Origin of the sequence: Stenotrophomonas sp. A3_2 (assembly GCF_036624925.1) — a bacterium.
GTDB lineage: Bacteria > Pseudomonadota > Gammaproteobacteria > Xanthomonadales > Xanthomonadaceae > Stenotrophomonas > Stenotrophomonas hibiscicola.
In genome coordinates this window covers 1-19959 of record NZ_JAZKVY010000119.1, presented here as the reverse complement: position 1 = coordinate 19959, position 19959 = coordinate 1, and the positions used below count along the sequence as shown (strand labels likewise).

At 67.4% G+C, this 19959-nt stretch carries 13 protein-coding genes; 8 read left to right on the top strand and 5 right to left on the bottom strand.

Features of this window, described 5'->3' with window-relative positions:
- The first annotated feature begins 316 nt into the window (after nucleotides 1–316).
- Nucleotides 317–2608, top strand: coding sequence for a TonB-dependent receptor domain-containing protein (locus R5H29_RS02485; protein WP_332328684.1), 2292 nt, complete (start codon nucleotides 317–319; stop codon nucleotides 2606–2608).
- Nucleotides 2609–2704: 96 nt separating this feature from the next.
- Nucleotides 2705–3700 carry a DUF4274 domain-containing protein gene (locus tag R5H29_RS02480; RefSeq protein ID WP_180877772.1) on the top strand — a complete coding sequence of 332 codons (996 nt, stop codon included), beginning with the start codon at nucleotides 2705–2707 and terminating at the stop codon, nucleotides 3698–3700.
- A gap of 107 nt (nucleotides 3701–3807) precedes the next feature.
- Here R5H29_RS02480 and phbB read toward each other — a convergent pair whose 3' ends face one another.
- The 3 genes from phbB to R5H29_RS02465 form a co-directional block, all read right to left on the bottom strand.
- Nucleotides 3808–4548 (bottom strand): acetoacetyl-CoA reductase, encoded by a 741-nt coding sequence (gene phbB / locus R5H29_RS02475; RefSeq protein ID WP_332328683.1) that lies wholly within the window; start codon nucleotides 4546–4548, stop codon nucleotides 3808–3810.
- A 24-nt stretch (nucleotides 4549–4572) separates the two neighbouring features.
- Nucleotides 4573–5901 (bottom strand): CitMHS family transporter, encoded by a 1329-nt coding sequence (locus tag R5H29_RS02470; RefSeq protein ID WP_029550722.1) that lies wholly within the window; start codon nucleotides 5899–5901, stop codon nucleotides 4573–4575.
- 74 nt (nucleotides 5902–5975) lie between these two features.
- Complete coding sequence (locus tag R5H29_RS02465) at nucleotides 5976–7115, bottom strand: OprO/OprP family phosphate-selective porin (RefSeq protein WP_111098059.1); 1140 nt, start codon at nucleotides 7113–7115, stop codon at nucleotides 5976–5978.
- 232 nt (nucleotides 7116–7347) lie between these two features.
- Between R5H29_RS02465 and R5H29_RS02460 the strand changes: the two genes are divergently transcribed.
- Genes R5H29_RS02460 through R5H29_RS02445 form a run of 4 tightly spaced genes read left to right on the top strand, consistent with a single transcriptional unit; the run spans nucleotide 7348 to nucleotide 11152 of the window.
- Nucleotides 7348–8037, top strand: coding sequence for a response regulator transcription factor (locus tag R5H29_RS02460; RefSeq protein ID WP_164145465.1), 690 nt, complete (start codon nucleotides 7348–7350; stop codon nucleotides 8035–8037).
- Nucleotides 8012–9421 (top strand): sensor histidine kinase, encoded by a 1410-nt coding sequence (locus tag R5H29_RS02455; RefSeq protein ID WP_332328682.1) that lies wholly within the window; start codon nucleotides 8012–8014, stop codon nucleotides 9419–9421. The genes R5H29_RS02460 and R5H29_RS02455 overlap by 26 nt, the downstream gene beginning before the upstream one ends.
- Nucleotides 9418–10473, top strand: coding sequence for an ABC transporter substrate-binding protein (locus R5H29_RS02450; protein WP_332328681.1), 1056 nt, complete (start codon nucleotides 9418–9420; stop codon nucleotides 10471–10473). The genes R5H29_RS02455 and R5H29_RS02450 overlap by 4 nt, the downstream gene beginning before the upstream one ends.
- Before the next feature lie 28 nt (nucleotides 10474–10501).
- Nucleotides 10502–11152: a response regulator transcription factor gene (locus tag R5H29_RS02445; protein WP_005414428.1), complete on the top strand. Its 651-nt coding sequence runs from the start codon at nucleotides 10502–10504 to the stop codon at nucleotides 11150–11152.
- Between the two features lie 558 nt (nucleotides 11153–11710).
- Here R5H29_RS02445 and R5H29_RS02440 read toward each other — a convergent pair.
- Both R5H29_RS02440 and R5H29_RS02435 read right to left on the bottom strand, forming a co-directional pair.
- On the bottom strand, nucleotides 11711–14353 hold the full coding sequence (locus R5H29_RS02440) for a PAS-domain containing protein (protein WP_155030095.1): 2643 nt from the start codon (nucleotides 14351–14353) through the stop codon (nucleotides 11711–11713).
- Nucleotides 14354–14419: 66 nt separating this feature from the next.
- On the bottom strand, nucleotides 14420–15589 hold the full coding sequence (locus R5H29_RS02435; protein WP_180877773.1) for an OprO/OprP family phosphate-selective porin: 1170 nt from the start codon (nucleotides 15587–15589) through the stop codon (nucleotides 14420–14422).
- 327 nt (nucleotides 15590–15916) lie between these two features.
- Between R5H29_RS02435 and R5H29_RS02430 the strand changes: the two genes are divergently transcribed.
- Entirely contained in the window at nucleotides 15917–17260 is a 1344-nt protein-coding gene (locus tag R5H29_RS02430; protein WP_021204354.1) for a dicarboxylate/amino acid:cation symporter, read from the top strand.
- 229 nt (nucleotides 17261–17489) lie between these two features.
- Nucleotides 17490–19781: an NADP-dependent malic enzyme gene (locus R5H29_RS02425; RefSeq protein ID WP_021204353.1), complete on the top strand. Its 2292-nt coding sequence runs from the start codon at nucleotides 17490–17492 to the stop codon at nucleotides 19779–19781.
- The last annotated feature ends 178 nt before the right edge of the window (nucleotides 19782–19959 follow it).

Genomic DNA, 19959 nt, shown 5'->3' with positions numbered 1-19959 from the left:
GCGGGGGGGGGGGGGGGGGGGGGGGGGGGGGCCCGGGCGTGGGTCGCCCGCCCCCCCCCCCCCCCGTGGCTCGGGGGGCCCCCCCCCCCCCCCCCCCCCACCCCGCCCTCCCACGGAATGCACGCTTTTGACGTTGCCGTGAGCAGGTGCAGGGCGGCAGCCCTGCCGACACACCCACCCCCACACCCACAAACGAGACGCGCGTCACCGCCCGCAACACGCGCGCCGCTTCGTAAACAACCTTTCATCTTCCATTCGCATAGTGGCGGCGCGCCGCGCGCAGACGCGCCGGTCTTCCCCCATGCAGTGGACTCACATGCAGACCCGATACCTGACGATCGCCGTGGCAATTGCCCTTTCCGCCGCCGCCAGCACCCATGCCGCCGAAACCACCGACGCCAGCACCGATGCCGCGCTGAGCGCGCAGACGCTGGATACCGTCTCCGTGATCGGCCAGGGCGAGACCCGCCAGGTGCAGCGCATCACCGCGGTCGACAAGCAGGTGCTGCCTCCAGGTACCAGTGGCCAGAAGATCCTCGACCGCCTGCCGGGCGTGTCGGTGCAGTCCAACGATGCCTTCGGCGCGAACGAAGAATCGCAGACCATCAGCCTGCGCGGCTTCGACAAGAGCCGCCTCGGCTATACGCTGGACGGCATCCCGCTGGGCGACAACAGCTACGGCAACTACAACGGCCTGAGCATCGCCCGCGCGATCATCGCCGAGAATCTGGCCGGTGCCGAGTTGTCGCAGGGCATCGGTTCGCTGGGCGTGGCCTCGACCAGCAACCTGGGCGGCACCATCCAGTACTTCTCGATGGACCCGTCCACCGAGTTCGGTGGCCGCGCCAGCGTCACCGTCGGCGACGACAGCCAGCGCCGTGGCTACCTGCGCGTGGATACCGGTGACATCAACGGCTTCTCGGCCTATGTGTCCGGCGTGCACCAGGACCAGGACATGTGGGCCGCGCCCTACCAGAACCAGACCACCCGCCAGTTCAACGCCAAGGCCGTATGGAACGTGGGCGACCATCGCTTCGGTGCGTTCGTGGCCACCTCGCGCGCCAGCCAGGCCAACTATGCCTACCTGTCCAAGGACATGCTGGCGCGTGGCCTGGGCTGGGACTGGAACATCTACGCACCGGACTGGGACCGTGCTGTCGCCGCAGCCTATTGCGCGCCGGGCACCTACAACAAGGCACGCTGCAAGTTCAGCGGCGGCGTCAACAGCATCGACGATGCCTACTACCAGAGCCGCGCATTGCGCGACGACAATCTCTATTCGGTCGATGCCGACCTTCGCCTGGGCGAGCAGGGCCGCCTGAAGCTGCTGGCCTACCACCACGACAACCGTGGCCAGGGCCACTGGTGGGCACCGGGCCAGCCATCCTACCCGGGCACCGACAGGATGCTGCCGATCTCGATCCGCAGCACCAACTACACGATCAACCGCGATGGCCTGACCGCCGCATTGTCGTGGACGGTGGGCATCCACGAACTGGAAGCCGGCCTGTGGTACGAGCAGAACGACCATAACGTGTCGCGCAACTTCTACTACATCAGTGGCCCGTTCCTGGATGACCTGTACCTGAAGAACCCCGACCGCCTGCTGTTCAACCAGGACTTCGACATCCGCACGCGCCAGTTCTACGTGCAGGACCGCATGCGCTTCCTGGGCCAGCGCCTGACCGTGGATGTGGGCATCAAGAGCCCGAACACCCGCATGCGCGCCACCGCCCAGCCGGGCGTGGAAACCCGCATCGCCTCGGGCACGCTGACCGCCAAGGAATCGGTGCTGCCGCAGGTGGGCCTGGGCTTCAAGCTCAGCGCCAACAACGAGCTGTTCGCCTCCTACGCCGAGAACATCGCCGCCTTCGTCGGCGGTGGCAGCGGCGGCCCGCTGCAGGTGTCGCCGGAATCGTTCGCGGCCAGCGCCGGGCTGGAGCCGGAGAAGTCCAAGAGCCTGGAAGCCGGCTTCCGCACTTTCGGTGAGAAGTACCAGGCCTCGATCGCTGCATACAACGTCAAGTTCGACAACCGCCTGCTGTCGCTGAACCCGTGTTCGAGCATCGAAGTCGGCACGCGCCCGGAGTGCGTGACGCGCTTCATCAACGTCGGTTCGGTGAAGAGCCATGGCGCGGAACTGACCTTCATCCTCAAGCCGATTGATGGCCTGCAGTGGTACAACGCGCTGTCCTGGAACAAGACCACCTACGAGGATGACTACACCTCGGGCGGTGCGATCGTACCGGTGGCCGGCAAGATCACGGTGGATACGCCGCAGCGCATGGCCTCCAGCGAGATCAGCTGGAACCGCGACGGCTTCTTCGCCAACCTGCGTGCCAAGTACACCGGCAAGCGCTACTACACCTACACCAACGACCAGTCGGTGCCGGGCGTGACCACCTTCGACGCTGGTGCAGGCTACGACTTCGGCCCGGGCCTGGGCCTGCGCAACGTGCGGGTGTCGTTGAACGCGACCAACCTGACCAACAAGCGCTATGCCGGCCAGCTGAGTTCGTTCGCACCCACGGACCCGAACGGCACGCGCTACGCGATCCACGCCAGCGCACCGCGCCAGGTGTTCATGACCGTCGCCGCCGAGTTCTGATGCGATGGGGTCAGAGCCCTTTCGCGCGCGAAAGGGATCTGACCCCGGTGCAAGGGGCCGCTAGACTGCACGGGCACTGAGCAACGGACACCCCACGTGACCCCCGACGACTACCACGCGTCCTGCAGCCGCCTGCTGCAGGACTACCTGCACACCGCTTCGCCCGAGCAACGCCACATCTACGTTGCACGGCGCAACTACGATGACAGCCCCGACGTGCTGGCCTGGCTGGCAGAGCAACGCGATCTGGACCGTGCCACGGCACTGCTGATGCACGCATCACTGGGCGCAGGCCGGTTCGCCCAGTACACAGACGCCAGCGAGGTGCCCGGCCACGAGCAGGCGGCGTACGCGCTGGTCCGTCGCATCGAGCAGCGGTGCCTCGATGGCTTCTACGCCGACCATGGGCTGGACTTCGATCCGTTTGCCGAGGCGGTCGATGATGCGTACGACGATGGCCTGCCGTTCCCGATCGCGCAGCAGTTGCACGATCTGGCCGCGGCCTTTGAACCCGAACGCGGCCCGGCACTCGGTGATGCCACCGCAGGTGATGTCGATATCTGGGCGGAGGTCGTGCCCCCAGCACTCTCACCCGTAGCAACCGCGTCGGATCCGGGCTGGCCGCTGCTCGTCTCGTTCCTGCAGCAGGCCACGCCGCAGCAGCGCCATCAGCTGATGCTGTTCGCCGACACCCACACCCTGTCCGATGCGCTGCAATGGCTGCTTGAACAGCCGTCGTTGGCCGCATCCAGCGCACTGGCGCTGTACTGGAACCTGGGGGCGTCCTGGTACGTGCCGTTTGCCACGGTCGACGATGTGCCTGCATCGCACCGCCACACCGCCGCGGTGCTGCGTGGCATCGAACAACGGCTGGCCGAGGGCGGCTACGCTGACCAGGGCCTGGGCTTCGACCTGGCGCAGAACCGGCCACGCTTCCCGGCCCGTTGGCCCGGCCGGCCGGTGCTGCGCGCGGTTCCCGAGGCGATGTGGTTGCCGCGCGACGGCCAGATCGTGGAGGAGTCCGACGAGGTGGATTTCATCTCCGGCCTGCCGGAGGAGGTGGCTGGCGCACTCGCGCAGGCGCGCGGATAGACCGCGGAGCGCATCGGGGTCAGAGCCCTTTCGCATGCGAAAGGGATCTGACCCCAGGGGCGACCGAGCATCCACGCATGGCGTGGATCTACTGCAACGCGCGGGGGTCAGCCCATGTACAACCCACCATTGACCGCGTAATCGGCGCCGGTCACGTACGAAGCCTCGTCCGATGCCAGCCAGCCCACCAGCCCGGCCACTTCCTCTGGCCGGCCCAGGCGGCGCACCGGCACCGAGGCGGCCAGCCGGTCCAGCACATCCGGCGGGAAGCTGCTGATCGCCTGGCTTGCGATGTGGCCCGGCGACAGCGTGTTGACGGTGACCCCGCGCGACGCAACTTCGGCAGCCAGTGCACGGCTGAAGCCATGCATCGCGGCCTTGGCGGTGGCGTAGTTGACCTGGCCGATCTGGCCCTTGTGGGCGCTGACCGAGCCGATGTTGATGATGCGGCCCCAGCCGCGCGTGGCCATGCCGTCGACCACCTGCTTGGTGAGGTTGAACAGCGCGTTGAGGTTGGAGGCGATCACCGCGTTCCAGTCCTCCACCGTCATCTGGCGGAACAGCAGGTCGCGGCTGCCGCCGGAGTTGTTGACCAGTACATCGACCTCACCGACTTCGGCGCGGACCTTGGCGAACGCCGCGCTGGTCGAGGCCCAGTCGGTCGCGTTGCCTTCGGAGGCGATGAAGTCGAAGCCCTGTTCGCGCTGCTCGCGCAGCCAGTTGGCCTTGCGCGGCGAGTTCGGCGCGCAGCCGGCAACCACGGTGTGGCCGCTGCGGGCCAGGCTCTGGCAGATGGCAGTGCCGACACTGCCCATTCCACTGGTGACGTAAGCGATTCGAAGCGTCATTGCAGAAGGCTCCTTGGCAAAGGGTCAGGCGGCAAGGGGATACAGGCCGAACAGCAGGCTGCCGATCATCAGCAGCATCGAGATGGCGATGGCCCACTTCAGGGTGAACTTCTGGTGGTCGGCGAATTCGACCTTGGCCAGGCCCACCAGCAGGTAGGTGGACGGCACCAGCGGGCTGAGCAGGTGCACCGGCTGGCCGGCCAGCGAGGCGCGCGCCATTTCCACCGGGGTGATGCCGTAATTGCCGGCGGCCTCGGACAGGATTGGCAGCACGCCGAAGTAGAACGCGTCGTTGGACATGAAGAAGGTGAACGGCATCGACGCCACCGCCGTGATCACCGCCAGGTACGGGCCCCACGATTCCGGAATCACGGCCAGGAAGCTGTGCGACATCGCCTCCACCATGCCGGTGTTGTTGAGGATGCCGGTGAAAATGCCTGCGGCGAAGATCAGTGACACCACCGACAGCACGTTGCCGGCGTGGTTGACCACGCGGCGGCGCTGCTCGGCCAGGTTCGGATAGTTGATCACCAGGGCGATGGCGAAGCCGACCATGAACAGCACCGGCATCGGCAGCACGCCAATGATCAGCGCGGTCATCAGCGCCACGGTCAGTGCCAGGTTCACCCACAGCAGCTTCGGCCGCTTGATGTCTTCGGCATCTTCCACAGTCGGCAGCGCGTTGCTGTCGTCGGACACGCTGTTGTCCATCCAGCTGCCGCCCTTGGGCAGGGTCACCACGCCGAGGCGACGGCGTTCCTTCAGGCCCAGGTACCAGGCCAGCAGCAGCACGCCGGCACAGGCGATCACCATCGACGGGATCAGCGGCACGAACACGTCGGCCGGGTCCACGTGCAGCGCGGTGGCCGCGCGTGCGGTCGGGCCGCCCCACGGGGTCAGGTTCATCACGCCGCCGGCAAGGATGGTCACGCAGGTCATGTTCAGCGCGTTCATGCCCAACCGCTGGTACAGCGGCAGCATCGCCGAGACGGTGATCATGTAGGTGGTCGAGCCATCGCCATCGAGCGAGATCAGCATCGCCAGCACCGCGGTGCCAAGCACGATCTTCATCGGGTCGCCCTTGACGAAGCGCAGGATCACCCGCACCAGCGGATCGAACAGGCCGGCGTCGATCATCACCCCGAAGTAGAGGATGGCGAACATCAGCATCACGCCGGTGGGTGCGATCTTCTTGATGCCCTCCAGCATCATCTCGTCGATGCCGGCACCGAAGCCACCGATCAGCGCGAACAGGATGGGGATGGTGATCAGGGCGACGAGCGGCGACAGGCGCTTGCTCATGATCAAGTACATGAACGTAATGACCATGCCAAAGCCGAGGATGCTCAGCATCATCTGCGGACTCCTTGCGAAAACAGGACGTGGGGAGTGGAAGGGGCCCGGGCGGAATGCCCGGAATGTCGGGCCTAGAAGTCGTACTGCAGGCGGCCGGTGACCGCGCGCGTGCGGTCCACCGTCACCCCGGCCAAGCGGTCGCGGTTGCGGCTTTCGATCACGTTGAGCATGAAGCGCAGGTTGTCGCGCAGGTACCAGTTGCCACCCAGCGTCCACGCCTCGGTGCTGCCGCGGCGCAGGTCCGGCGCACCATCGAGATGCTGCGCGCCCCACATCTGGTCGTAGCGCAGCGCCACTTCGAACGCGCCGGCCTTGTGGCGGATGTCCTTCACCCGCGCGAAGCGGCCGGTCTTGCGGTCGTAGGCGCGGCTTTCGCCGGTGACGAACCAGCTGACCATGCCGTAGGCGGCCATCACGTCGCCACGCTGCGCACCGTCATCGAAGGTGGCGCCACTGAACTCGCCCTGCCACGACAGCGGGCCGCGCACCTGGGCGTACTCCAGCGACCACTTGTTGACATCGGTATCGCGGCCGGCGGAGAAGTCCACCAGGGTCAGGCGGCTGTTGTCGGACAGGTGGCCGGCCGGGCGCGGACGGATCTTCAGGCCCGGAACGCCGTTTGCGCCCGGGTTGTCATAGGCCTCGCGGGCCAGCGACAGGCCCAGGTGCAGCACGTCGCCATCGGCGGGCGAGGGCGCCCAGGTGACACGGCCACCGGCAGCACGCCCCTTCACCTGCCAGGCGTCGATGCTCTCCAGGCTGTAGATGCTGGCGGCCCAGGTGAAGTCACCCGGATTGGCCTGCCACGACGCGCCCAGTCGGTACAGCGGCGCCAGCGTGGTGCCGGCATTGCCGCGCTCCAGGAAGCTGCCGTAGTTGGAGCTGGTGCGGTCATCCAGCGAGAAGTACTGCTTGAACTGGCCGACGGTGAGCTTGCCGGCCTTGCCGAAGCTGCGCGCCAGGTACACGTCCTTGGCCTCGACGCGGTCGCCGGAGAAATCGGCTTCCAGCTTGTAGTCGACCACGAAGAACTTGCCGGACACGTCAACCCACGCACGGCGGATTTCGGTGTCGTCCTTGTTCGGGGTGCCCCGGTTGTCATTATCGAAGGTGGCGAAGTCCAGGTGCAGGCGGCCACCCAGGGTGGCGGTGACCGGACGGTCGTCTTCGGCAGCGAAGGCCGGCGCCGACAGGACAGCCAGCGCCATCATGGCGGCAGGACGCCGCCAGGCAAACGTGAATTCCACAAACCCTCCCAGGTGCGCGCCAGGCGCGCGGCAATCGTGGGCACCGGACGGTGCGCGGCCGCAGTCTGGGTCGCCGTAGCTGTCATCGTCCTGTCAGCGGTTTGTGCGGTGCAGCGTAAATGGTCGCCAGGCATGGCCCGGCGGGCGGCCCCGGCGTCATGCGGTAGCATTCGCTTCCCCTCCCACCGTCGTGCCCATGCGCCTGCTGCTGGTCGAAGACAACCCGGATCTCGCCGATGCGATCATCCGTCGCATGCGTCGCAGTGGCCATGCCGTGGACTGGCAGGCCGACGGCCTGGCCGCTGCCAGCGTGCTGCGCTACCAGAGCTTCGACCTGGTGGTGCTGGATATCGGCCTGCCCAAGCTGGACGGCCTGCGCGTGCTGGCCGGCATGCGCGAGCGCGGTGACGGCACGCCGGTGCTGATGCTGACCGCGCGCGATGGCATCGAGGATCGCGTGCAGGCGCTGGATGTGGGCGCCGACGACTACCTGGGCAAGCCCTTTGACTTCCGCGAGTTCGAAGCACGCTGCCGCGTACTGCTGCGGCGCGCGCGTGGGCAGGCCAGCGAAGTGGTGCAGATTGGCGGCTTCCAGTTCGACAACGCTGCGCACCGGGTCAGCCTCGACGGGGAGCCGATCGAACTGCCCAACCGCGAGTACCGCCTGTTGGAAATCCTGGTCGGGCGCCTCGGTCAGGTGGTCGGCAAGGACGAGATCGGCAACGGCCTGTTTGGTTTCGATGACGAAGCGGGCCCGAACGCCATCGAGCTGTACGTTGGCCGCCTGCGGAAAAAGCTGGCCGGCGCACCGCTGCGCATCACCACGGTGCGCGGTGTCGGCTACCTGCTGGAAGCCAGCGATGGCAGCGCCGACGCCGACGGCTGACGCACGCGCTGCGAACGCCGCACCGGGTTCGCTGCGGCGCACGCTGCTGCTCTACCTCGGCTTGCTGCTGGCGGTGTTCGCGGTGGCCCTCCTGTTCGCCGCACGCGATTACGGCCAGCGTGCCGCCAACCGTTCCTACGATCACCTGCTGGTGTCCTCGGCGCTGTCCATCGCCGATTCGGTGGCCCTGGTCGATGGACAGTGGCAGGTCGATCTGCCGTATGCGGCGCTGGACCTGCTGGCGATGGCCCCGGAAGACCGCGTGTTCTATCGGGTGGCCGACAGCCGCGGCACGCTGATCACCGGCTACGGTGACCTTCCTGTGTCGCCGCGCCGGCCCGGTACCAAGCCGCAGCTGTTCGATGCCACCTACAGCGGCGAGACCGTGCGCTTCGTGGTGGTCGGCCGCAGCTTCGCCGCGGCCTCGGCGCAGGGCGAGGTGCAGGTGCAGGTGGGCCAGACCCGGCGTGCGCGCGAAGCCGTCGCGCAGGACATGGTCAATCGCGCACTGCTGGCGATCGGCGTGCTGTCCGGCCTGCTGCTGGCGCTGGTGGCGTTTGGCGTGCACCGCGCGTTCCGCCCACTGGTGCGGGTGGAACGCGAGCTGTCGCGCCGCGAACCGTCCGACCTGAAGCCCCTCGACGCGCGCGTGCCGCGCGAGATGGACCAGATGGTGGCGGCGTTGAACCGCTTCATGGAACGCCTGTCCAGCAGCAACGAGACACTGCGCGCATTCATGGCCGAGGCCGCGCACCAGATGCGCACGCCGTTGGCTGCCCTGCGCGCGCAGGCACAGCTTGCGCTGGACGACGACGACCCCGAAGACATGCGGCGCAGCCTGCAGGCGATCGAGCGCAATGCCACCCACATGAGCCGGTTGCTGAACCAGCTGCTCAGCGATGCCAGCGTGATCCATCGTTCGCATCTGCAGCGCTTTGCAGCGGTGGACCTGGCCGAGACCGTGCACCAGGCCCTGCATGAAGCGCTGCCGCAGGCCGGTCCGGCGCCGCGCGTGCAGTTGGCGATGACCGCCGAACCGGCACTGGTGCACGGCGATGCGCTGCTGCTGCGCGAGGCGATCAAGAACCTGGTCGACAACGCACTGAAGTACGGCGGTGACGGCGACCTGCAGATTGCCCTTACCGTGGAAGGCGAGCAGGCCGTGCTGACCATCGCCGACCACGGCGCAGGCATCGCCCCGGCCGATGCCGAGCGCGTATTCGAGCGTTTCGCACGTGGCGAAGGCGCGCCCTCAGGTGGTGCCGGGCTGGGCCTGGCCATCGTCAAGCGCGTGGTCGACAGCCATGGCGGCCGCATTGACCTGAGCAACCGCCCGCAGGGCGGGCTGGTCGCCACCATCCGCCTGCCACGGAGCAGTCCATGATCCGCCTGTTCGCTGCTGCCGTTGCCTTGCTGCTGGCCCTGCCGGTACTGGCCGCGCCCGGCGACGTACGCCGTTTCCCGGCCCAGGCAAAGGCCACTGCGCAGCTGCGCATTCACGGCACCACCGACATCGAAGTGTTCGCGGTGGTGATCGCCGATTACCAGCGCCTGCATCCCGGCACCGAGGTGGTGTACGAGGACATCATCACCCAGAACCTGTACGCGCGTTACCTGCACGACCGCGCCGGACCGGCATCGCCGGACCTGCTGATCTCCAGCGGCATGGATCTGCAGACCAAGCTGGTCAACGATGGCCACGCGCTGCCACACCGTTCGGCGCAGACCGCCGCACTGCCGGCCTGGGCACAGTGGCGCAACGAGGCGTTCGGTATCAGCTACGAGCCGGTGGTGATGGTCTACAACACCCGCATGCTGCCGGCCGCGACGGTGCCGCACACGCGTCGGCAGCTGCTGGACCGGCTGCGCGCCGAGGGAGCACCGCTGCGCGGCAGGGTCGGCACCTATGACATCGAGCGCAGCAGCGTCGGCTACCTGCTGTCTACCCAAGATGCGCAGCGTGGCAGCATCGCCGGTGCGTTGCTGGGCGCGCTGGGTGACAACGACGTGGTGCGCGAGGAGCGCACCGGCGTGCTGCTGGACAAGGTGGCCAGCGGACAGCTGTCGCTGGTCTACAACGTGCTCGGCTCCTACGCGCAGGCGCGCGTCGACGCGGGTGCCCCGCTCGGCATTGTGGAGCCCGAGGACTACACGCTGGTGGTGCTGCGTACCGCAGTGATCCCGCGTACCGGCCCACACCCGGAAGAAGCCCGGCGCTTCCTCGACTACCTGCTGTCGCCACGCGGCCAGCAGGTGCTGTCGCGCGAGGCACGGCTGATGCCGATCGTGACCGGCAACGCGCGCGGCGATGATGCGCCGGGCCGCAGCCGCCGCCCGATCCAGCTCGGCCCGGGCCTGCTGGTGTACCTGGACGCGCTCAAGCGTCGCCAGTTCCTCGATGCCTGGCGCAGCAGCGTCGAGCCGGCCGGGCGCTGAGGCGGCGACCTGCCCGTACAATGGCGGCATGAGCGAATACACCATCCTGATCGCCGATGACCACCCGCTGCTGCGTTCGGCGGTGGTGCAGTCGTTGCGGCAGAGCCTGCCGCTGGCGCAGGTGCGCGAAGTCGCCAGCGCCGAGGCATTGGCCGAAGCGCTGGATGCCCACCCGGATGTGGACCTGGTGCTGCTGGACCTGACCATGCCCGGCGCGCACGGTTTCTCCGCGCTGCTGCACGTGCGCGGCTCGCATCCGGACATTCCGGTGGTGATCCTCTCCTCCAACGACCATCCGCGGGTGATCCGTCGTGCCCAGCAGTTCGGCGCGGCGGGTTTCATTCCAAAGTCTGCTCCGGCCGAGACCATCGGCGAGGCGGTGCAGGCGGTGCTCGATGGTGGCCTGTGGTTCCCGGCGATGGCCGCCGAACGCTCCGAGGCCGACGCACTGCTGGCCAGCCGCCTGGCCCAGCTGACCCCGCAGCAGTTCCGTGTGCTGCTGTGCCTGGCCGATGGCCTGCTCAACAAGCAGATCGCCTACACGCTGGGGTTGGCCGAGAACACGGTGAAGGTACATGTCACTGCGATCCTGAAGAAGCTCGAATGCCACAGCCGCACACAGGCAGCGGTACTGGTGAAGGCGCTGGAGCCTGAGGGCGACGCCGGCATCGGGTTGTAGTTTCCAGCCAACGGCGCAGCCCCTCGTGGGTGGACACGTAGAGCAGTTCATGGGTGAGGCCGGGCAGGTGGACTGCGCAGGGGCCGCTGCAAGTACGTCCATGTAAGCTCGGTCGCCGCATCCATGCGGCTCACGCCCCTGCGCAGCCCACCTGCCCGGCCACGGACAGGTTCCGTGCGCGTCCACCCGCGGAAGAGAAAAGAAGATCAAAAGCAAAGACAGCCTGACAGGCTGCTTTTTGTAGAGCCGAGCCCACGCTCGGCTGCTTTCTGGACGGTCCGTGAAGCCGAGCATGGGCTCGGCTCTACACGAGCAAGCGCAGCGCGCGACCCGCTTTTGATCTTACTTTCTTCTTCGTGGGTGCAGGCCACCGAAATCTGTCGGAGGCCGGTCGGGTTGGGTGCGCGGGGGTGTCAGCCGCATGGATGCGGCTGCCAAGCCTCCAGGGACGGATTCACGGCGTCCCCCGCGCATCCAGCCCGACCGGCCCACCCACGGCTTTTGCTTTCCACGACCAACCAGACACCACCCACGAGGGGCTGCGCCGTTGGCTGGAAACTACCCGCGATGCCGGATCAGCAACTGACTCATCAGCGCCCGCAGCGCCGGCGGCTTCACCGGCTTGGCCATCATTCCCCAACCGCGTTCGGCAGCCATCTCACGCAATCCCGCATCGCGTTCGGCGGTGACCAGCACCACCGGCGGACGGGCCTGCCACAGCTCTGCCAATGTCTCGTACAGCACCGGGCCATGGTGGTCACCCATGCGCACATCCAGCAGCACCAGCTCTGGCACCGCGCCTGTTGCCGCCAGCTGCAGCGCCGCCTGCGGGCCGTCGGCCAGCGCCACCTCGCAGCCCCAGCGCTCCAGCAGCGCGCGGCTGGCTGCGCAGACGTGCGGATCGTCGTCGATCACCCACACCCGGCGACCGCGAAGCGGGTTGTCTGCGGCCGGTTCCTGCATCAGCACCGGCACAGGAGCAGTAGCGGGAATCGCGCTGGCTTCGCCGAACGGCACGCCCACCGCGAACACGCTGCCCTGGCCCAGCTGCGAGCGCAGGCGGATCGGGTGGCCGAGCAGCCGACCGATGCGGTCGACGATCGCCAGGCCAAGGCCGGCGCCGCGCTGCTGGCCGTCGTGCAGGCGGCGGAACTCCTCGAAGATCTCGCCCTGCAGCGCATCGGGAATGCCGGGGCCCTGGTCGTGAACTTCGATCCACAGCAGGCCTTCGCGGCGACGGCAGCCGAGCAGCACGCGGCCACGTTCGCTGTAGCGCAGTGCGTTGGACAGGAAGTTCTGCAGGATGCGGCGTAGCAGCGCTTCATCGCTGACCACCACCGCAGCGGTATCGACCCAGTCGACCACCAGCCCACGTGACTGCGCGGCGATGCCGAACTCGCGTGCCAGCGTCTGCAGCAAAGGCCCGAGCCGGAACGCCTGTACGCGCGTGGGCAGGCTGCCCGATTCCAGGCGCGCGATATCCAGCAGGCTGTTGAGGATCGCATCCTGCGCGGCCAATGCAGCATCGATGTGGTCGCTGGTCTGTTGCTGCGCCGGGTCACTCAGCTTGCCGCGCAGCACCGAGACGAACATGCGCGCCGCGTTGAGGGGCTGCAGCAGGTCGTGCACGGCCGAGGCAACGAAACGGGTCTTGTAGCGGTTGGCCTGCTCGGCTTCGCGGCGTGCTTCGTCCAGGTCGCGGGTGCGTTCGGCGATGCGGTGTTCCAGCGCATCGGCCAGGGAGCGCAGTTCGCGCGCGGCGTTCTTGTAGCTGGTGATGTCGGCATAGCTGGTGACGAAGCCGCCGTCAGGCAGCGGATTGCCACGGATCTCCAGCACCGTGCCGTCGTCCTTCTCGCTCTCGCGCATGTGCGGGCGGCCGCTGCGCAGGTGGTTCAGGCGACGCTCGATTGCTTCATCGACGGGGCCCGGACCGAGCAGGCCACGGCGTGCGTTGAAGCGGAACAGTTCCTCGATCGGCCGGCCCACGCGGACCAGGTCTGCCGGGAACCGGAACAGTTCCAGATAGCGCGAATTCCACGCGACCAGGCGCAGTTCGCGGTCGATCACCACCACGCCCTGCGGCAGGTGTTCGAGGCTGCGGCTGAGTCCGCTGTCGGCGTCGGTGGCCGCCTGCAGCAGGCCATCCTGTGCTGTGCGCAGTTCCTGTGCGTGCTGCTTGAGCAGGGTTTCCAGTTCGCGGCGGCTGCGCAGGCGATGCTTGGCCAGGCGTCGGCGCTGCTGCACGAACAGCACCAGGAAGCCCAGCGCCAGCCACGCGGCACCGCCGGTGAGTGCGGCCGCGCGGCCGGCGGCGGTGGCGGCGCTGGCGTCGTGCAGCAGATGCAGGTTCCAGCCTTCGGCGGGCAGCGGCAGGCTTTGCCACAGCATCGGCTGCGGCAGTACGGGATCGAGCAGGCGCACCATGCGGCCACCATCGGCAAGCACGTCTTCAGTACGCGCGCGCAATGGCTGCAACGCGCGGTCGGCGTATTGGCGGGCGTCCAGCATTTCGCGGCGCTCATCGGCGCCCAGCGGGCGCAGCAGGCGGTAGCGCCAGCTGTCACGGTTGGCCAGGAACACCACGTCATGGTCGTCGCTGGCCAGCACCACGTCCGGGCTGCTCAACCATTCCTGTTCCAGTGCCGACAGCTCGACCTTGATCACCACCACGCCGAGCCGCTTGCCACCTTCCTCGATGGCCTGCGACAGGTAGTAGCCGGGTACGCCGGTGGTCATGCCGATGCCGTAGAAGCGGCCACGGCCCTGCGCCAGTGCCTGCCGGTAGTAGGGGCGGTAGCTGTAGTTCTCGCCGACGTTGCTGGTCGGCTGGTCCCAGTTGCTGGCCGCCACTGCCACGCCGTCATGGCCGACCAGGGTCAGGGTCGAGGCACGGGTGACTTCATTGGCGCGTTGCAGCTTGAGGTTCAGCCGCTGCTGTTCGGTGGGCGAGGGCGGCACACGCAGGGCGTGCAGCAGATCCGGATCCAGCGCCAGTACCTGTGGCAACGTGCCGAAGCGGTCGATGCGCTGCTGCAGGCCCTGGCCGTACAGCTGCAGCTGGCGTTGCACCTGGCTGCTTTCCTCGCCGAGGGCGCGCCGCCAGGCGTAGTGGCCGGCGGCGACCGCACACAGCACGGTGCCACCGACCATCACCAGGAGGGTCAGCAACAGCATCCGGTGGCGGCTGAGCCGGTACATGGCGGCAGTCTACGCAGGGCCGGCGGGCGTGACGTGCACGCCCGCCGGGGTCTGACGTGGAAGGGGTCAGAAGTGCATCTGCGCGCGCAGTTCGAAGATCTCTGGCGTGCTGTGCACACCGCGACGGCTGGCGTCGACCTTCACATAGTTGGCCTGGAACTTGAAGTGGCTGGTCAGGTACCAGTTCGCGCCCAGGGTCAGGTCGTGCTGGCGGCCACCAAGGATGCTGCCATCGTCCAGGTCCAAGCGGCTGTAACGGGCCACCAGTTCCACCGCGCCGTAGTCGTGCGCCGGCTTGATGTTGGCCACGGCACCTGCGTTGTACGGGCGCGACTCGCCGGTCAGCACCCAGCTGGCCATCGCGTACTGGCCGCTGCCGGTGTAGTCGGGCTTGCCGTCATGGCGGGTGACCGTGGCGCGCAGGGCTTCGGCCTGTAGCGAGAACGGGCCGCGGATCCAGATGCCTTCCAGGCCGGTGCGGCGGATCTGGTCGGCGGTGACCAGCGCGCCGGAATCGACATAGCGGATGTCGGTCAGGCCGGCTTCCGGGCGTGCACGCAGGCGCGCGCTGGCCTCGTGGTGCACGTCACGGCCATCGCTGTAGCCGCGCGGATTCTCCTGCGAATAGGCCAGGCCCAGGTGAATCACGTCACCCGGCGCCTTCACCGGGGTCCACACCGCACGCACGGCCTGGGTGGTGCCGGGGTTGTCACCCTGCAGGTCCTTGCCGCCATAGGCGCCGGCCTGCAGCAGGTACTGCGGGCGCTCCAGCACCCATTCCACGCCGGTGCGGCGGCCGGCGTAGAAGGCCTGCACGGGCAGCGCGGTTTCCAGGAAGCTGCCGGCGCGCGAAGAGGTGTTCGCGTCCAGGCCGACCGGGGTCTTCATGTAGCCGAAGCGGAAGCGGCCGATGTCGCGGCCGAAGAAGGCCTTGCTTTCAAAGCGCACGAACACGTCCAGCCAGGTATCGGACTGGAAGTCGTAGTAGACCATCGCGTCGTAAACGCCCTTCTTCTTCAGCGTCGCACCGAACTCCTTGCGACGCACCGCGTCGTCATCCTCCAGGCCACTGCCCGAGGAGAAATCGTTGTAGTCGTAGGCGATGTTGGCGGTAGCGGCCAGTTCGGTGCCGTCGCCGAAGGCGTACCTGGTCGGCCAGTTGTCGAAATCGGCGGCCGAGGCGAAGGCGGGAAGGGCGGCCAGCGACAGGGCCAGCAAGGTGGGATTCGGGCGCATGTTGGGTGCGGCTCTCTCGGATTGCGTGTGGACAGGACAACAACGGCCGCAGGGGCCGAAACTTTCGCAAGGACGCGCCCGGCCGTTAGCCCGGGCCACCGGCCTTCCCGTGTCTGGGCGGTGTGGCGCCAGTGTAGGCACCTGCGCCACCTGAACCGGGGGGCTAGTACCAATAGGTTATCTGCGCCGACGTGCCCAGCGCGTACAAAGGCGTCCATTGGTCGCACCTCCTGCGCGTGCAGCACAGGGCGATCAGTTTCCACGGTAGCGGTTCCCGTGCAGTCCCGGGGCCGTACGTGCCTGAAAACGCCCCTTCCGGAGTCCGCCATGCACATCCCGACCGCAGCCCCGGCGCCTGCAAAGCCGTTGCCGATCTATCGCCAGCTGTACTTCCAGGTGATCGTGGCGATCGTCCTCGGCGCCATCCTCGGCCACTACGAACCGTTGGTGGGCGAAAAGATGAAGCCGCTGGGCGATGCCTTCATCAACCTGGTGAAGATGATCATCGCACCGGTGATCTTCCTGACCATCGTCACCGGCATCGCCGGCATGACCCACCTGCGCACGGTGGGCCGGGTGTTTGCCAAGGCGATGGCGTACTTCCTGTTCTTCTCCACGCTGGCGCTGATCGTCGGCATGATCGTGGCGCACGTGGTGCAGCCCGGCGCCGGCATGAACATCAACCCGGCCGAGCTGGACCAGACCGCGGTGCACAGCTACGTCGAAAAGTCGCATGACCTGACCCTGGTCGGCTTCCTGATGGACATCATCCCGAAGACGCTGGTGAGCGCCTTCGTCGATGGCAACATCCTGCAGGTGTTGTTCATCGCGGTGCTGTTCGGCATCGCGCTGGCCTCGGTGGGCGAGAAAGGCAGGCCGATCGTGAACTTCCTGGAGGCGCTGGTCGCCCCGGTGTTCAAGCTGGTGCACATCCTGATGAAGGCCGCCCCGATCGGTGCCTTCGGCGCGATCGCCTTCACCATCGGCAAGTATGGCGTCGGCTCACTGATCAACCTGGCCTGGCTGGTGGGCTCGTTCTACCTCACCGCCTTCCTGTTCGTGGCGGTGATCCTGGGCCTGGTCTGCCGACTGTGTGGCTTCTCGGTGTTCAAGCTGGCGCGCTACCTGAAGGCCGAGCTGCTGCTGGTGCTGGGCACCTCTTCGTCGGAGTCGGCGCTGCCGTCGCTGATGGAGAAGATGGAACGCGCCGGCTGCAGCAAGTCGGTGGTGGGCCTGGTGGTCCCGACCGGCTACTCGTTCAACCTGGACGGCACCAACATCTACATGACCCTGGCGGCACTGTTCATCGCCCAGGCCACCAACACCGAACTGACCCTGGGCCACCAGATCGCCCTGCTGCTGGTCGCGATGCTCAGCTCCAAGGGCGCGGCCGGTGTCACCGGCGCCGGTTTCATCACCCTGGCCGCCACCCTGGCCGTGGTGCCGGAGGTGCCGGTGGCCGGCATGGCGCTGATCCTGGGCGTGGACCGCTTCATGAGCGAATGCCGCTCGCTGACCAATTTCATCGGCAATGCGGTGGCCACCGTGGTGGTCTCGCGCTGGGAAGGCGCGCTGGACCGCAACCGCCTGCAGCTGGCGCTGGACGGCCGCGAGAGCGAACTGCCGCCGCCGGTCGATGCGCTGCCCGAGGCGCTGCCGGCCAAGGGCTGATCCAGGTGTGTGGTACCGCGGGGCCGGCCACGACAGTGGTACGGCCCCGCGGCGTTTCAAGGCGTCCCATGACTGTCATGGGCAACGCCGATGCTGGTCTGGGGCCCCGCCGCATACGGCACGGAATTGTGCGGTCGCAGCATGGCTGCGACAGGATAGCGACAGGTCCAGACGCTCCAACGGGGGTATGATCCCCTGTCCCTTCTGCCCATTCATGTAACCCACATCGATGTCCAACGAAGATTTCAAACAGGCCGCCCTCGATTACCACCGGATGTCCCCCCCGGGAAAGATCAAGGTTTCCGCTACCAAGCCCATGCTGACGCAGCGCGACCTGTCGCTGGCGTATTCGCCGGGCGTGGCGTATGCCTGTGAAGCGATCAAGGCCGACCCGCAGCAGGCCAGCGAGCTGACCGCCCGCGGCAACCTGGTGGCGGTGATCTCCAACGGCACCGCGGTGCTGGGCCTGGGCAACATCGGCGCGCTGGCCGGCAAGCCGGTGATGGAAGGCAAGGGCGTGCTGTTCCAGAAGTTCGCCGGCATCGATGTATTCGACATCGAAGTGGATGAAACCGACCCGGACAAGCTGGTCGACATCATCGCCTCGCTGGAGCCGACCTTCGGCGGCATCAACCTGGAAGACATCAAGGCGCCGGAGTGCTTCGTGGTCGAGCGCAAGCTGCGCGAGCGCATGAAGATCCCGGTGTTCCATGACGACCAGCACGGCACGGCGATCATCGTCGGCGCAGCGGTGCTCAACGCCATGGCGATCACCGGCAAGAAGATCGAGGACGTGAAGCTGGCGACCACGGGCATGGGCGCCGCCGGCATTTCCTGCGTGAACATGCTGGTGCAGCTGGGCCTGAAGCCGGAAAACATCCTGGCCTTCGACCGCGAGGGTGTGATCCACACCGGCCGTACCGACCTGGACCCGGAAAAGCAGCGCTATGCGCGCGATACCGACAAGCGCACCCTGGCCGAGATCGTCGACGGCGCGGACATCTTCCTGGGGCTGTCGGCACCGGGCATCCTGACCGCCGAGATGGTCAAGACCATGGCCCCGGATCCGGTGATCTTCGCGCTGGCCAACCCGACTCCGGAAATCATGCCGGAGGTGGCGCGCGCCGCCCGTCCGGACGCGATCATCGGCACCGGCCGCTCGGACTACCCGAACCAGGTCAACAACGTGCTGTGCTTCCCGTACCTGTTCCGTGGTGCGTTGGACGTGGGCGCGACTGCGATCAACGAGGAAATGAAGATCGCCTGCGTGCGTGCCATCGCCGCGCTGGCGCGCCGCGCGGCCACCGACATGGGCTCGGCCTATGGCGGCGAGACCCCGAGCTTCGGCCGTGAATACCTGATCCCGCGTCCGTTTGACCGCCGCCTGCTGGTGGAGCTGTCGGCGGCCGTGGCCCAGGCCGCGATGGACTCGGGCGTGGCTTCGCGCCCGATCGAGGACATGGGCGCCTACCGCGACAAGCTGGCCCAGTTCGTCTACCGCACCAGCCTGATGATGAAGCCGGTGTACGATCGCGCGCGCAGCGACAAGCAGCGCGTGGTGTACGCCGAGGGCGAAGAGGAAGTGGTGCTGCAGGCGGTGCAGAACGTGGTCGATGACGGCCTGGCGCATCCGATCCTGATCGGCCGCCCGGAAGTGATCGAGTCGCGCATCGAGCGCCTCGGCCTGCGCCTGAAGATCGGCGAGAACGTTGAAGTCACCAACATCAACGACGACCCGCGCTTCAACGAATACTGGCAGTACTACCACGGCCTGACCGGCCGCCGTGGCGTGACCGTGGCCGCGGCGAAGAACCTGATGCGTTCGCGCCCGACCCTGATCGCAGCGGTGATGGTGGCCCGTGGCGAAGCCGATGCGATGCTGACCGGCATCGTCGGCCGCTTCCACAAGAAGCTGGGCTACGTGCGCAGCGTGCTGCCGCTGGAGCCGAAGGTCACCTCGACCTCGGCGATGACCGGCGTGATCAACCAGCAGGGCGTGTTCTTCTTCGTCGATACCCACGTGCAGGAAGACCCGACCGCCGAGCAGCTGTGCGAAGCAACCCTGCAGGCGGCGTACCGCATGAAACTGTTCGGCATCGAGCCGAAGGTGGCGCTGCTGTCGCACTCCAACTTCGGCAGCCACGATTCGAAGGATGCACTGAAGATGCGCCAGGTGCGCGAGCTGCTGCTCAAGCGCAACCCACGCCTGAACGTGGATGGCGAAATGCAGGGCGACACCGCATGGGATGAAGCGCTGCGCCAGAAGCTGCTGCCGGGCTCGACCCTGCAGGGCCGAGCCAACCTGTTCGTGCTGCCGAACCTGGAAGCGGCCAACATCGCCTACAACCTGGTGCGCGTGTTCACCGACGGCGTGGCGATCGGTCCGATCCTGATGGGCGTGAACAAGCCGGTGCACATCCTGACCACCAGCGCGACCTCGCGCCGGATCCTGAACATGACCGCGATTGCGGCGGTCGATGCGCAGATCCGCAAGCAGATCGAAGCGGAAAAGAAGGCGTAAGCCTTCGTTCCGCTGCGATCTGCAGAAACGCGCCCTTCGGGGCGCGTTTCGTTTCCGCCCAGCGGAAACCGGATCGGGTAGCGCCGGGGCCCGCCCCGCGGGCGCGCCCCCCCGGCCCGAGGCGCAGGCGATGGCGTCGTACGCGCGCTGGCGCTACGGCGGCCAGGACATCAACCAG

What these genes read in the sequence shown, in the direction of transcription:
- R5H29_RS02465 (WP_111098059.1), bottom strand. Translation starts at nt 7,115, where the DNA reads ATGATGGCGCTGGCTGTCCTGTCGGCGCCGGCCTTCGCTGCCGAAGAC.
- R5H29_RS02425 (WP_021204353.1), top strand. Translation starts at nt 17,490, where the DNA reads ATGTCCAACGAAGATTTCAAACAGGCCGCCCTCGATTACCACCGGATG.
- phbB (WP_332328683.1), bottom strand. Translation starts at nt 4,548, where the DNA reads ATGACGCTTCGAATCGCTTACGTCACCAGTGGAATGGGCAGTGTCGGC.
- R5H29_RS02445 (WP_005414428.1), top strand. Translation starts at nt 10,502, where the DNA reads ATGAGCGAATACACCATCCTGATCGCCGATGACCACCCGCTGCTGCGT.
- R5H29_RS02450 (WP_332328681.1), top strand. Translation starts at nt 9,418, where the DNA reads ATGATCCGCCTGTTCGCTGCTGCCGTTGCCTTGCTGCTGGCCCTGCCG.
- R5H29_RS02430 (WP_021204354.1), top strand. Translation starts at nt 15,917, where the DNA reads ATGCACATCCCGACCGCAGCCCCGGCGCCTGCAAAGCCGTTGCCGATC.
- R5H29_RS02435 (WP_180877773.1), bottom strand. Translation starts at nt 15,589, where the DNA reads ATGCGCCCGAATCCCACCTTGCTGGCCCTGTCGCTGGCCGCCCTTCCC.
- R5H29_RS02455 (WP_332328682.1), top strand. Translation starts at nt 8,012, where the DNA reads ATGGCAGCGCCGACGCCGACGGCTGACGCACGCGCTGCGAACGCCGCA.
- R5H29_RS02460 (WP_164145465.1), top strand. Translation starts at nt 7,348, where the DNA reads ATGCGCCTGCTGCTGGTCGAAGACAACCCGGATCTCGCCGATGCGATC.
- R5H29_RS02440 (WP_155030095.1), bottom strand. Translation starts at nt 14,353, where the DNA reads ATGTACCGGCTCAGCCGCCACCGGATGCTGTTGCTGACCCTCCTGGTG.
- R5H29_RS02470 (WP_029550722.1), bottom strand. Translation starts at nt 5,901, where the DNA reads ATGCTGAGCATCCTCGGCTTTGGCATGGTCATTACGTTCATGTACTTG.
- R5H29_RS02485 (WP_332328684.1), top strand. Translation starts at nt 317, where the DNA reads ATGCAGACCCGATACCTGACGATCGCCGTGGCAATTGCCCTTTCCGCC.